At 53.3% G+C, this 14,378-nt stretch carries 9 protein-coding genes; all 9 read left to right on the forward strand.

What is annotated here, in order from left to right; translation table 11 throughout:
* Positions 1-48: 48 nt before the first annotated feature.
* Positions 49-984, forward strand: a complete 936-nt coding sequence (gene cysD / locus BLR00_RS07090) for a sulfate adenylyltransferase subunit CysD (protein WP_074634184.1) — start codon at positions 49-51, stop codon at positions 982-984.
* A gap of 163 nt (positions 985-1,147) precedes the next feature.
* A complete protein-coding gene (cysN, locus tag BLR00_RS07095) occupies positions 1,148-2,440 on the forward strand; it encodes a sulfate adenylyltransferase subunit CysN (RefSeq protein WP_074631730.1) in 1,293 nt (430 codons plus the stop codon).
* A gap of 241 nt (positions 2,441-2,681) precedes the next feature.
* Positions 2,682-6,233 carry an FAD-dependent oxidoreductase gene (locus tag BLR00_RS07100; RefSeq protein WP_081346836.1) on the forward strand — a complete coding sequence of 1,184 codons (3,552 nt, stop codon included), beginning with the start codon at positions 2,682-2,684 and terminating at the stop codon, positions 6,231-6,233.
* A 169-nt stretch (positions 6,234-6,402) separates the two neighbouring features.
* Positions 6,403-7,530, forward strand: a complete 1,128-nt coding sequence (locus BLR00_RS07105) for a Re/Si-specific NAD(P)(+) transhydrogenase subunit alpha (protein WP_074631731.1) — start codon at positions 6,403-6,405, stop codon at positions 7,528-7,530.
* Between the two features lie 103 nt (positions 7,531-7,633).
* Positions 7,634-7,939, forward strand: a complete 306-nt coding sequence (locus BLR00_RS07110; RefSeq protein WP_025041967.1) for an NAD(P) transhydrogenase subunit alpha part 2 — start codon at positions 7,634-7,636, stop codon at positions 7,937-7,939.
* Between the two features lie 3 nt (positions 7,940-7,942).
* A complete protein-coding gene (locus BLR00_RS07115; RefSeq protein ID WP_074631732.1) occupies positions 7,943-9,325 on the forward strand; it encodes an NAD(P)(+) transhydrogenase (Re/Si-specific) subunit beta in 1,383 nt (460 codons plus the stop codon).
* Positions 9,326-10,202: 877 nt separating this feature from the next.
* Positions 10,203-11,321: an alanine dehydrogenase gene (gene ald, locus BLR00_RS07125; protein ID WP_074631734.1), complete on the forward strand. Its 1,119-nt coding sequence runs from the start codon at positions 10,203-10,205 to the stop codon at positions 11,319-11,321.
* A 28-nt stretch (positions 11,322-11,349) separates the two neighbouring features.
* Positions 11,350-12,252: a PEP-CTERM sorting domain-containing protein gene (locus BLR00_RS07130; RefSeq protein WP_074631735.1), complete on the forward strand. Its 903-nt coding sequence runs from the start codon at positions 11,350-11,352 to the stop codon at positions 12,250-12,252.
* A gap of 256 nt (positions 12,253-12,508) precedes the next feature.
* Positions 12,509-14,206, forward strand: a complete 1,698-nt coding sequence (gene ybaL / locus BLR00_RS07135) for a cation:proton antiporter domain-containing protein (protein WP_074631736.1) — start codon at positions 12,509-12,511, stop codon at positions 14,204-14,206.
* Positions 14,207-14,378 lie beyond the last annotated feature (172 nt).

The raw sequence follows: 14,378 nt of genomic DNA on the forward strand, positions 1-14,378 counted from the left end.
CTATTGAGAAATGTGCAAGAATTTATTACTCCCGTTCCGGGTTCTATGATGAGAAGTGAACCGGCGGCCTCTAAACAACGTATCGCAAGGCAGTTGGGCCATCTGGATGCGTTGGAAAGTGAAGCTATTCATATTTTGCGGGAAGTAGCGGCCGAGTGCGCCAATCCTGCGCTATTGTTTTCCGGTGGAAAGGATTCCATCGTGCTATTGCGGTTGGCGGAAAAAGCCTTTCGTCCAGGGCGCTTTCCGTTTCCGTTGCTGCATATCGACACCGGCCACAATTTTCCGGAAGTGATTGAATTTCGTGACCGCCGGGCCCAGCAATTGGGTGAGCGGTTGATTGTGCGCAGCATGGAGGATTCCATCCGGCAGGGGAGAGTAGTGCTTCGCTCTGAAAATCAGAGCCGTAATGCGTTTCAGTCGATAACGCTGCTGGACGCCATTGCCGAATTTCGTTTTGATGCCTGTATCGGCGGTGCACGCCGCGATGAAGAGAAAGCGCGGGCCAAGGAACGTATATTTTCCTTCCGCGATGAATTCGGTCAATGGGATCCGAAGAGCCAGCGGCCCGAACTGTGGGATATCTACAATACTCGCGTACATCCGGGAGAAAATATCCGTGTGTTTCCGATTAGCAACTGGACCGAGCTTGATGTCTGGGAATACATTGCCCGCGAGGAACTGGAAGTGCCGCATATTTATTTTGCCCATAAGCGTGACGTAATCAGACGGGGTAGCGGTCTTTTACCGGTATCCCATCTGGTGCAGCCTCAGGAGGGGGAGCAAGCGGAAAACGTCATGGTGCGCTTCCGCACGGTAGGAGATATGAGTTGCACCTGTCCGGTGGAGTCTACCGCAGTCAGTATAGGCGAAATCATAGCTGAAACTGCGACCACCCGGATTACCGAGCGTGGCGCCACCCGCATGGACGATCAGACTTCGGATGCATCCATGGAGCTGCGTAAAAAAGAAGGGTATTTCTGAAGTAGCCTCATACAAATTGAGTCAGGCGATAACGGTGCGTTGTCTTTTCATGACTTTGTTGTGTCCGGATTTACGGATTTGAATTTATTAGCGTTATCCAAGTTCACTGGAACAGAGAAGAACGAGGAAATTCCAGGTGAAAAAATTTCCAGAAGGGCTGTAAATGTCAGCAGTTGAAAATATTTCGTTTGATCACACCGAGTTGTTACGTTTCATTACCGCCGGCAGTGTGGACGATGGGAAGAGCACGCTGATCGGACGCCTGCTGCATGATTCGAAATCCATCTTTGAAGATCAACTGAGCGCCATTACTCACACGACCCGCAGGCGCGGCATGGAGGGCGTCGATCTGTCGCTGCTCACCGATGGTTTGCAAGCGGAACGTGAGCAGGGTATTACCATCGATGTGGCCTATCGTTATTTTGCAACGCCTAAACGCAAATTTATTATTGCCGACACTCCTGGTCACGAGCAATACACCCGTAATATGGTGACGGGGGCTTCCACCGCCAATCTGGCCATTATCTTGATTGACGCGCGCAAGGGAGTGCTTACCCAGTCGCGCCGGCATGCCTATCTGGCCAGTCTGGTGGGGATTCCTCATCTGGTGGTGGCGGTCAACAAGATGGATCTGGTGGACTACTCACGCGAGGTATTCGAGCGGATCTGCGAGGATTTCGCCGCATTTGCCGGTGGGCTCAGGCTGAACAATATCGCATACATTCCAATGTCCGCCTTGAACGGGGATATGGTGGTGGAGCGCGGGGAAAAACTTGGCTGGTACAAGGGTATGGTACTGATGGATTTATTGGAGAATGTTCCTATCGATCATGACATCAATCTCGAAGATTTCCGGTTTCCTGTGCAGTTGGTGTGTCGTCCGCAAACCGAGGAAATGCACGATTTCCGCGGATACATGGGACGGGTCGAGTCGGGTTTCATCAGCGTCGGTGATGCGGTGAAGGTGCTTCCTTCCGGCCTGAATTCACGTATCAAGGAAATCGTGACTTATGATGGTACTATCGATCGAGCGGTCGCGCCCCAGTCGATAACACTGACTATTGAAGACCATCTGGATATTTCCCGGGGCGATATGCTGGTAAAAACCGAGGGAGACATCCCTCGGGTAACAAAGGAATTCGAGGCGATGCTGTGCTGGTTGTCGGAGCAGAGTCTCGACCCGAGGCGTAAGTATCTCGTCAAGCATACGACCCGTGTCGTAAAGGCGCTGGTGACACGCATAGACTATCGCGTGGATATCAATACACTCAATCATGAAGCGGTGGAAACCTTAAAAATGAATGATATCGGGCGGGTTGCGCTGAAAATGCACCAGCCCCTGGTATGCGATGAGTATCAGCGCAACCATGCCAACGGCAGCTTTATTGTTATCGACGAGGTGAATAACAACACGGTTGCCGCAGGCATGATCTGTCCGGCAAGGAATTCAGGTTGATTTGATCGGTTTGATTCGCTGCGGAGGATTCCGGCGCAAGGCTGTTCAGGTTGTGAAGCGACATTGCGGCTAGAGCGGACAACGCGGAGAGAGGTGGCGTTGCCGCTTTTGTATTTTTTAGCGGGGAAAAACATAAATTGAATAGGGATATAAAACTTTAATCACGGACGCGTTCTAATAAAAAATAGCGATTACGTTTGCAGTCTCTTTTTTGATTCATTTTCATATTATCGATGACCTTATGATGACAAGTTTACAATCGGCGCTTCACATTGAACCGGCAACAGCCGTTTTCCCCGTACTGGGATTCGAGATGACTTTTGCTGATCTGTATCGCCGCGATGGCCTGGTGAGACTGGATCAGGCATTTCTTGATTTCCTGCATGAAGGGGAACCTGGACTGCGCGTCCGCCTGGACCTTGCCCGCGCCAACCCCGATGGCCTGGATCGCAAAGACGAAGCCGCCCTGCTGATCGAGGTTGCGCCGTGGATGGAGGATTTCGTCGCCAGGTTGTTCGGTATCGAAAAAGAAGTCGGTGCGCTTGCCGCCCGCCATCATCAACTGGCTCCGCTTTATGCCTGCAAAAGACAGTTCGTACAGCGGCGGGCAACGAACAAGGTGAGCGAGGCGGAAGCCGCCGCGGTGGATGGGGTTGCACTGGAAGGAAAGCTGGTTGCTGAATTCGAGGAGCCCTTTTCCGAACTGGTTTTTGCAACCAAAGTCATAGAGTGGCTGTTGGACGAGAATGTGAATGAAGAGCGGCTCAGGATGGCGTTGCTCTATGCGGCCTGGGCGCTGAAAACAGCGCCAGGACGAGAACGCAATCAGGATGGCATATTGTTCAAGGCTCCCGCTAAACTTGATTATCTGCATCTCTTGTCAACGGATGCCGATACTACCGCCGGCTATACCGTTCACCGCCTTCATCATATACGCCGCCGGGAGGGGTTTGCGCTCACCGATTCCGGCACCGACCTGGCGGGCGCCCTGGATGAGGCGAATTACTGCATTTGGTGTCACGAGCAAGGCAAGGATTCGTGCTCAAAAGGATTAAAGGAGAAACCGAAGACGCCAGGGGAAGCGCCATCTTTCAAAAAAAGCCAATTGGGCGTCCTGCTCGCGGGATGTCCGCTGGAGGAGCGCATTTCCGAGTTTCACAAATTAAAGACCCAAGGGCTTGCCGTCAGCGGTCTGGCAATGATCGTTGTGGACAACCCCATGTGCGCGGGTACCGGTCACCGCATATGCAACGATTGCATGAAGTCCTGCATTTACCAGAAACAGGAGCCGGTTGATATCCCGCAGGCGGAAACCCGCACACTCAAGGATGTACTTGAATTGCCGTGGGGGTTTGAAATTTATAGTCTGCTTACCCGGTGGAATCCGTTAAACCTGCGCCGGCCGGTGCCAAAGGCCCCAACAGGCCGGAAAGTGCTGGTAGTGGGCATGGGACCCGCCGGATATACCCTGGCACACCACCTGATGAATGATGGTCATACAGTGGTTGGCATTGACGGTCTCAAGATAGAGCCTTTGGCTCCAGAACTTTCAGGCGTGAATAGTCAGGGCGAGCATGTTTCATTCAATGCCATTCGTGATGCCGGAGAACTCGAAGAGAATCTGGATGAGCGCATGCCTGGAGGTTTCGGTGGTGTGGCCGAATATGGAATCACCGTGCGATGGAACAAAAATTTTCTGAAGTTGATCCGGTTGCTTCTGGAGCGACGGGAAGAGTTTGCACTTTTTGGCGGTGTCCGTTTCGGCGGAACGCTTACCGCCGATGACGCCTTGGCGATTGGATTCGATCATGTGGCGCTGGCTGCGGGGGCCGGACGTCCCACTGTGCTCGATATGCCCAATGGTTTGGCGCGTGGCGTTCGTGCCGCATCCGATTTTCTGATGGCACTGCAGTTATCCGGCGCGGCACAAACCAGTTCCGTTGCCAACATGCAGTTACGCCTGCCTGTGGTGGTGATCGGTGGAGGCTTGACCGCCATCGATACAGCAACCGAAGCACTGGCTTATTATCCGGTGCAAGTGGACAAATTTCTTCGCCGTTATGAGATTCTTACCGCAGTGCAGGGTGAAACAGCAATTCGTGGCGCATGGGATGAGGAGGAGCGGGAAATTGCCGAGGAGTTTCTCAGTCACGGTCGTGCCATCCGCGCGGAGCGCAAGGAAGCGGAAAGAGAGGGGCGGGCGCCGCGTGTACTGGAATTGCTTCAATCATGGGGCGGTGCCACCATTGCGTATCGGAAACGGCTCATCGACAGTCCCTCCTACACACTTAATCACGAGGAAGTTGAGAAAGCGCTGGAGGAGGGCATCTGGTTTGCCGAAGGCCTTACACCTGTACGAGTGGAAGCCGACAAGTGGGAACATGCGAGATCTGTGAAGTTCTCAGTACAGATCCTGGATGAAACGGGTTCATGGCAAAAAACTGGGCAAGCTGAATTGCCGGCCCGTGCCGTTCTGGTTGCGGCGGGAACTCAGCCCAACACGGTGCTCGCCAGAGAAGACGAAAAAAATTTCAAGCTGAACGGACGCTATTTCGCGGCCTGCGATGAAAATGGCGATCCGGTGAGCCCCCCTCGGGGAAATCCCAAGCCGGATACCTCGATGGTATTGCTGAGCCGTTGCGAGGATGGACGTTTCATCAGCTTTTTCGGTGACCTCCATCCATCTTATTCGGGCAATGTGGTTAAAGCCATGTCCAGCGCAAAACAGGGTTATCCGGTGGTAAGCCGGATGCTCGGACGCGTCGCACCGGCATCCGCAAAGTCTGCCAGACTGTTTTTTGCCGAATTAAACGGGCGATTACGTGCCATTGTGCATAAGGTTGAACGGTTGACTCCCAATATCATTGAAGTGGTCGTGCATGCGCCAATGGCGGTGGAGCGTTTCCACCCTGGCCAATTCTACCGCTTCCAGAATTTTGCCACGCTCGCCACCGCCGTGGGCGATACGAAATTGGCGATGGAGGGCATTGCCCTGACGGGAGCTTCGGTTGATGTGTCTCGCGGCTTGGTATCGCTGATTGCCCTGGAAATGGGCGGGTCGGCGGATTTGTGCGCCAAACTCAATCCTGGCGATCCGGTAGTGCTGATGGGCCCCACCGGCACCCCCACGGAGATCCTGCCGGAGGAAACCGTTGTACTGGTGGGTGGCGGACTGGGTAACGCGGTTTTGTTTTCCATTGGTGCTGCGGCACGCGCTGCGGGATCAAAAATTTTATATTTTGCCGGTTACAAGAAACTGATCGATCGTTATAAAGTCGCGGAAATCGAGGCGGCGGCGGATGTAGTGGTATGGTGTTGCGATGAAGCCCCGGGTTTTACGCCATCCCGGCCGGACGATCTTAGCTACGCCGGTAATATCGTGGATGCGATGGCCGCGTATGGCAGTGGTGCGTTGGGTCCTCAGAAAATTCTGTTGTCGGATGCCGACCGTATCATTGCCATTGGCTCCGATCGAATGATGGCGGCGGTGGGTGCCGCGCGGCATAATAAACTTCAGCCTTATTTGAAGACGGATCACTATGCGATCGGCTCCATCAATTCCCCGATGCAGTGCATGATGAAAGAGATCTGCGCCCAGTGTCTGCAACCGCACAAAGATCCGGAGACAGGCGAAATTACTTACGTATTTTCATGTTTCAATCAGGATCAACCGCTTGATCAGGTTGATTTCGGCGGGTTGGCGTCGCGTTTACGCCAGAATAGTGTTCAGGAGAAGCTTACCACCCGGTGGATTAGCCATTGCTTAAAGGAAACGAACAAGGTTGGGGCTTGAGGTTACAGGGAATGGTTGCCAGGAATGAGCTATTTTCATTAATCCGGATAATTCATTGCACCCAGGTTCATTTATAATCCGGCTTTCGCGATTAAAGGGAAGTGATCGCCCATTTTCGCAAGTTTGCTGGAAAAAAATAGAAAATGTCCAAAAATAAGGGAGATTATCAATGCACATAGGCATACCGGCGGAGATTCGCGGGGGTGAAACCCGCGTTGCGGCCACGCCGGAAACGGTGAAGAAATTTACCGCTAAAGGCTTTCACGTTGTTCTGGTACAGTCCGGCGCGGGAAGCGGCGCGAGCATACCTGATGAGGAGTACCAGGCTGCCGGAGCAACCATTGTAGCCAGCGCAGCGGAGCTTTATGGGCAATCGCAAATCGTGCTGAAAGTGCGCGGGCCGGAACCCGGCGAACTATCAATGATGCGCAAGGATGCGGTGTTGCTGGGTTTGCTTTCTCCGCATCAGGCGGAAGGTATCGAGATACTCGCCCATCACGGCCTGACCGCATTTGCCATGGAGAAACTGCCGCGCATTTCCCGTGCTCAGAGCATGGACGTGCTGTCGTCGCAGGCCAATATCGCCGGCTACAAAGCGGTACTGATGGCGGCCAATGTCTATCAGAAATTCTTTCCCATGCTGATGACCGCGGCGGGTACGGTAAAGGCGGCACGGGTGCTGGTTCTGGGCGCGGGGGTGGCCGGCTTGCAGGCGATCGCTACGGCCAAACGGCTGGGCGCGGTGATCGAAGCGTTCGATGTGCGGCCGGTGGCAAAAGAACAGGTAGAGAGTCTCGGAGCCAAATTCATCGAGGTTCCATTGAGCGAAGAAGAGAAAGCGCAAGCGGAAACGGCCGGCGGGTACGCTCGTGAAATGTCGGATGATTATAAGCGCCGTCAGGGTGAACTGGTGCATCAGCGCGCGGCGGCAGCCGATATCATTATCACGACGGCGCTGATTCCCGGGCGCCCTGCGCCCGTTCTGATCAAGGAAGAAACTGTTCGTGCCATGAAACCTGGATCGGTGATCGTCGATATGGCGGTGGAAGCGGGCGGTAACTGTCCCTTGTCGGAATTGGACAAAATCGTAGTGAAGCACGGCGTGCATCTCGTCGGTATCGCCAATCTGCCAGGATTGGTGGCGGCGGATTCCAGCGCCCTGTATGCACGTAACCTGATGAATTTTCTTAACCTGATGCTGGATGCGAAGAGCGGTGAATTCAAAGTAAACCGTGAGGATGAAGTCATCTCCGGAACGCTGGTCTGCACGGACGGGGAAGTAACCGGTAAAACCTGAAAAGTCATAGAGGGAAAGCAAAGGAACCTGCCCGGTTTTGCACGTTTCACTCTCCCTGCTATAACTCAACACTCGGAATAATTAACGGATTGAAGGAGCACTCATGATCGGCGAAGTTGACCCAACCATCATTAACCTGACCGTATTCGTGCTGGCAGTGTTCGTGGGCTATCACGTAGTGTGGAACGTGACCCCTGCCTTGCACACACCGCTGATGTCAGTAACCAATGCGATTTCCGGCATAATTTTAGTCGGCGCAATGCTGGCTGCCGGCCCGGCGGAAACCGACTGGGGCGTATGGCTGGGAGCCGTGGCGGTGACGCTGGCCGCAATCAATGTATTCGGCGGATTTCTTGTTACCCAGCGGATGCTGGAAATGTTCAGAAAAAAAGATAAAAAAGGAAGCTAGTCAATGTCCGCAAATTTGGTCGCATTCGCGTATCTGATCGCATCGGTTTTTTTTATTCTGGCGCTAAAAGGCCTAAGCTCGCCGCTAACCTCTCGTCGTGGCAATCTGTTCGGTATGGTGGGAATGGCAATTGCCGTTGTCACCACGCTTACGATCACCAAGAACTGGATGTTGATACTCGCATGTATTGCCTTAGGTGGCACCATTGGTGCTGTTGTCGCACGGCGTGTGCAAATGACAGCAATGCCGGAGCTGGTCGCTTTCATGCACTCGCTGGTGGGTCTGGCAGCGGTTTTTATCGCTATCGCTGCCGTCAATAACCCGGTTTCATTTGGCCTGCCCGCGATATTGCCCATGGGCAGCAAACTGGAGCTGTTTCTCGGTACTTTCATTGGCGCCATGACCTGGTCGGGTTCGGTGATTGCATTCTTGAAGCTGTCCGGCCGCATGAGCGGCGCACCCATCACATTCGGCGGCCAGCATATGGTCAATCTGATTCTGGCGATTGTGATGGTTGTCTTTGGTTTGTGGTTCTTTTTTAGCGAGACCACCAACTGGACAGCCTTTGCCACAATGACCGCGATCGCCTTTGTGCTCGGTTTTCTCATTATCGTCCCCATCGGTGGCGCGGATATGCCGGTAGTCATTTCCATGCTTAATTCATACTCCGGCTGGGCCGCAGCAGGAATCGGGTTTTCGCTCGGCAACCCCATGCTTATCATTGCCGGATCGCTGGTGGGGAGTTCCGGGGCCATTCTGTCGTACATCATGTGCAAGGCCATGAACCGGCCATTTCTTTCGGTCATACTTGGCGGCTTTGGCAGCGAGGGAGGGGCTGTGGCTGCGGCGAGTGACGGGACACAGAAAACCCATCGCAGCGGTAGCGCGGACGATGCGGCATTTCTCATGGGTAATGCCGACAGCGTTATTATCGTGCCCGGTTATGGTCTGGCAGTGGCGCGGGCGCAGCATTCGGTCAAGGAGCTAGCCGAAAAACTGCACGAGAAAGGCGTCAATGTACGTTTTGCAATACATCCGGTGGCGGGACGCATGCCGGGACACATGAACGTACTACTGGCGGAAGCGGAGATACCCTATGAGCAAGTGCTGGAGATGGATGAGATCAACAGCGATTTTTCCACCACCGATGTGGTGCTGGTGCTGGGCGCAAACGATGTGGTAAATCCCGCGGCGAATGTTCCAGGCAGCGCGATATATGGCATGCCCATTCTGGATGCCCACAAGGCGCGCACCATAATGGTGGTCAAACGTAGCATGGCTGCCGGTTATGCCGGCCTCGACAATGACCTGTTCTACATGGACAAAACCATGATGGTATTCGGCGATGCCAAGAAGGTTGTTGAAGATATGGTCAAGGCGCTGTAACGCGTACATACCGTTTCACTTTGATACGTTCACATATAGCCTCAAGCTGGGTAACATCGCTTTCATAAAAGTACTGATCAGCTTATCCGTATTTGTCTGCTCCCTCGATTCGTGAGAATGCGTCGCACGTGGGGAGCGGGTACGCTGCGGGAGTGTGACTGACAGCAACGCAGTGCTTCAGTTTGTTGTCATGCCGGGAAACGCGCTCTATACCTCATCGATTACCCAATACCGAAGCGGTTGCGTATGCAACTGCCCGGTTCGAATGTGCTGGATCTTGCAGTAATGCAAAAGTCTCGCGCAGAATATTTATCCCTATCCGGCAATTGGCCATTGTCGGTATAACACTATCATTATTAAATGAGTTTCTGTGCCATTGATTCTCATCTTTTTGGTGAGTCCACTATGGCGAATTGTACAGCGCGGCACAGGGCTGCGTTGCAGCTCCCCGGAATGGAATGGCGCCCCGAAGCATTGCACGAGGGCTCCCGCAAAGCGGGGATCGGGCAGCGTAGGGGATGCCGCGATCGCGTTCCAGGTCCATGGAGCGCCCGCATCCCGCTTCGGGGTCGCACCTTCCTTCGCGGTCGAATTCCGCATCATTACGTCTCGCCATGTACCCTAAAAACCGTACACTGCACCCCGTCCAGCCCCAGGCCTAGGCTTATTTTTTTTCAGCGATCCTGGAATCGGGTTGTATACTCGGTGACAAAAGAAGCGGAACTATCGAGTTAGCGAATCAATAGTGCGGGAGTGCTCATTGTCATATGGAAAGTATGGAGTTATTGATAGAGGCGAGATTATCCGTAAGATTTTCGAATCAGGTTAATCTTTTGCAGAAGAACAGGTTCAATTTTATTCAGTCAGGAACAAAACCATGCTGATCGGACTACCCAAGGAAACCAAGGATCATGAAAATCGGGTTGGAATGACACCGAGTACAGTCAAAGCCTTGACGCGGCGCGGACACCGGGTGCTGGTACAGAGCGGGGCGGGGGAGGGAAGCTTTCTTTCAGATGCGGAATACCAATCAGCCGGAGCCATGATTGTTCCTCACGCCGAAGACGCCTGGGCGGCGCAGATGGTAGTTAAGGTCAAGGAACCCACTGCAGCGGAATATTCTTACCTGCATCGAGATATGATTCTTTTTACCTATCTACATCTCGCTTCGGATAAGCCTCTTACCATCGCGTTGCTGGAGCATGGCGTAACAGGCATCGCCTACGAAACAGTTCAAACCGAAGGGGGTCAATTACCCCTATTGACGCCCATGAGCGAGGTGGCGGGGCGTATGGCCACTCAAATCGGGGCAACGTATCTGCAAAAGACATACGGGGGCCGTGGCGTATTGATGGGCGGCGTGCCCGGTGTGGCTTCAGCTAATGTCGCAATTCTGGGGGCGGGTATTGTCGGCACAAATGCCGCTCGCGTTGCTGTTGGATCCGGCGCCCAGGTCACCGTGCTGGATATCAATCATGACCGCCTGAAGTATCTGGATGACATTTATCATGGGCAACTACAGACGCGCATCAGTGATGAGTATAATATTGAAGAGGTGGTCTACAATGCCGATCTGGTAATCGGTGCTGTTTTGATTCCTGGCGGACGGGCGCCCTGGTTGATTACAGCCGGTATGTTGCCGAATATGCGAAAAGGTTCCGTAATTGTCGATGTGGCGGTTGATCAAGGAGGGTGTGTCGAAACCACCCGGCCGACCACTCATAGCAATCCGACCTATGAACTCGATGGTGTGGTGCATTATTGTGTCGCCAACATGCCGAGCGCGGTCCCGCGCACCAGTACCTTTGCGCTGAACGCGCAAACGGCTTTTTATACACTGCGCCTGGCGGATGAAGGATTAGATGCCGTAAGAAATAGTCTGGCGCTACAATATGGTCTTAACACCCACCGGGGATTGACCACTTATCCCGCGGTGGCAAAGGAATTTGGTCTGAGTTATATTGATCCATTACAAGCATTGGAGCATACCCATTGAACGGTTCAACCACCAGGAGTCAAGCAAGATGAAATTCGCATATCCTGTATTCTTCTGCGCATTGCTCGCTGCCGGTCAACCCGCATTGGCCAATATTGATATCCAATTTGATTATCGTTACGACAGTTCAGGCTTTTTTACCGGCGCTAACAGTTCGCGCCAGAATTTATTGAATGCCGCCGCCGCCACATTCGAGAGCAGCTTTGAGGACAACCTGGCCGCAATCACGTCATCCGGATCGGATAGTTTTGATGTGAGTTTTTTTCAGCCGAATAACGGTAGCAAGACTGTTATTCCCAATTTTAGCGTTGCCACGAATCAAATTGTGGTTTTTGCCGGCGCCCGTAATTTGAGTGGCGCAGTGGCGGTGGGTGGTCCAGGGGGATTCTCCAGCAATGGTTCCGCCGATTTCATTAACAACGCATCCAGCAGAGGCCAGTCAGGAGCCCTTGCGCCCATCGAGACTGATTTTGGGCCGTGGGGCGGGGCGATCTCCTTTAACAGTACCTCCAACTGGTATTTTGATTCCGATCTCACTAGAGATGAATCCTTTTCCGGCTTCGATTTTTATTCGGTGGCCATACATGAGTTGGCGCATGTGCTCGGTTTTGGCAGCGCCGATTCTTTCAAAAACCTGATCTCGGGTGGCAAATTTACCGGCCCTGCCGTTCATGCCTTGCTTGGTAACAATCCGCCCTTGGCGGGCGATAGCCACTGGGCTAACGGACTCAGTTATCTCGGCCAGGAAGCCGCGATGGATCCTTCCATTGCGGGTGGGCAACGCAAACATTTTACAGCGCTTGATGCCGCAGCTATGAAAGACATTGGCTGGCAAGTCTCGGCCGTGCCCGAAGCTGAAACCTGGACCATGATGCTTGCCGGCTTGGGATTGCTTGGCTGGCGCTTTCGCACATTCCAGCGTAGAGGCTGAGCGCGCGAGGGGAGAGAGATATCCGTACCTGCTGAACCTGAAACTAGCAGTTGCTCGCTTATATTTTAAGTTAACTATGATCTAAAAAGCTTTTTTATATCATTAATATTATTCCCTAAATATTCTATTTTTTCATATTGGCGGACGCGGAATCCGAAACAAATTTGCGTTCTCATGCCACTCTGGAGTTTCGCGCCGTGGTCCACGCAAACCCATCGGGTCGGTGGCTAACCCATTTGTCTAAACGGCACGACACATGCCCCATAGCGTTACCCTGATCACCACGATTGCCGTCAGTTTCGGTCTCGCTTTGCTCATGGGGCTTATTGCCAACCGCTTGAAATTACCGGTATTGGTTGGCTATCTGGTTGCAGGTGTAATCCTGGGCTCCAATACGCCGGGCTTTGTGGCTGACATGGAGCTTTCGGCCCAGCTGGCGGAAATCGGCGTTATTCTGTTGATGTTCGGAGTCGGGCTGCACTTCTCCCTGGATGATTTGCTGGCTGTCCGGCGGATTGCTTTGCCTGGCGCCCTCGTACAAATCGGGGTGGCAACCGCTCTCGGTGCGGCGGTTGCTGTTGCCTGGGGCTGGGATTTGAGTGCGGCCATCGTGTTTGGCGTCGCGCTATCCACCGCGAGTACAGTCGTGCTCCTGCGGGCATTGGAGCAGCGTGGTGTGCTCAAATCCGTCAATGGATCGATTGCGGTGGGCTGGCTGGTGGTCGAAGATCTGGCAATGGTTATGGTTCTCGTTCTTTTGCCGCCACTTGCCGGATGGCTTGGAACCTCTGCCGGTAGTCCAGTGGATGGGCCCACCCCGGATCTGCTGGTGACGCTCCTGCTCACTTTTGGCAAGGTGGCGATCTTCATCGCGCTAATGCTTATTGTCGGAAAACGGGTTTTTCCCTGGTTGCTATGGCATGTCGCGAGCACCAACTCGACCGAACTCTTTATCTTGAGTGTGATTGCAGTGGCGATAGGTATTGCCTACGGCTCCGCGATGCTCTTCGGTGTTTCCTTTGCGCTCGGCGCTTTCTTCGCCGGGATGGTTATGAGGGAGTCCGATTTAAGTCATCGAGCCGCTCAGGAATCCCTGCCGCTCAGAGATGCTTTTTCGGTATTGTTTTTTGTCTCCGTTGGAATGCTGTTTGATCCGAACGTCCTCATCGATCAGCCACTCCGCGTTGTCGCCACGCTTGGGATTATTATTATCGGCAAATCCCTGGCAGCCTTTCTCCTGGTTCTTGCTTTTCGCTACCCACTCAATACGGCATTAACCGTGTCGGCCAGTCTTGCTCAGATTGGCGAGTTCTCATTTATTCTTGCAGCGCTCGGTGTTTCACTCGGACTCCTGCCGGTCGAGGCACAGAGTCTTATACTCGCGGGGGCTTTTATCTCGATCACGCTCAACCCCCTGGTATTTCAGGTAATAGAGCCAGCACAGGAATGGATACGTTCCCGTTCCAGGCTTGCCCGCGTCCTGGAGCGTTCTGACGATCCCCTGGCCGAACTGCCCATGTCGGTTGCCTCAAGCTATGTGACCAACCACGTGGTGCTTGTGGGTTATGGCCGGGTCGGCCGGCATATTGGCGAAGCGCTGATTGAACAGGGACTGGCGCTCGTTGTGGCGGATCAGAATCGCGAGATGGTTGAGGGGTTACGCAAGCATGGAATCCATGCCGTAGTGGGTGATGCCGCTGAACCGGCTGTGCTTATACAAGCGCATATTGCGCGAGCTAAAATGCTGGTGATTGCGGTCCCCGATGCACTACGAGCCCGCCGGATGATAGAAACCGCCCGTATGCTTAATCCGCCGATCGAGATTATCGTGCGTACCCATAATGAAGAAGAAGCTGCACTGCTACGAAGAGAAAGCGGAGGTACGGTGCTTCTGGGTGAGCATGAGCTTGCTCTCAGCATGACACGCCATGTACTAAAAAAATTTGGTAAATAAGGAAAGAGCAGCGCAGCGGCAAAGCAGAGTATGGATGAAGGTGAATGGAAACCGCTCAGTGGATGAGAGGCATCTTTGGGATTCCACGTATCATTTTTTTAATTTTTATCAATAACTTACGCGGGCACTAGGTCATATCGCCGGTTTTTTTGATTCTTGTGGGGTGTTTTAG

Source organism: Nitrosospira multiformis (genome assembly GCF_900103165.1).
Lineage (GTDB): Bacteria > Pseudomonadota > Gammaproteobacteria > Burkholderiales > Nitrosomonadaceae > Nitrosospira > Nitrosospira multiformis_D.